The organism is Halohasta sp. A2, from assembly GCF_056175805.1.
The window spans coordinates 1-233 of record NZ_JAQFWV010000366.1 but is presented as its reverse complement, the minus strand read 5'-3'; the positions used below and the strand labels follow the sequence as shown (position 1 = coordinate 233).

At 54.1% G+C, this 233-nt stretch carries 1 pseudogene; it reads right to left on the bottom strand.

What is annotated here, in order from left to right:
* Positions 1 to 233: pseudogene (locus tag O2S87_RS19455) on the bottom strand (IS5/IS1182 family transposase); the annotation flags it as partial.

The following is a 233-nucleotide window of genomic DNA, read 5'->3' as shown; positions in this document are numbered from 1 at the left end:
GTTCTCTGGCGACAGGACGTGTCCCGTAGATACCCGTGTAGTAGCAGTGAAGCAAGCCTTTGAACAGTTCTGGTGGATGATGGTCACGTGTTCGCCCCCGACGGGTGGGGGCGAACACGTCATACTCGCTGAGAAAATCAAAGTCGAGGTACTCGAAGAGCGGAAGCGTCTCAACCGCCACGAGATTAAAGAACTCGTCTATCCAAGGCTCATCTTGCAGGGTTTGAGTGCTG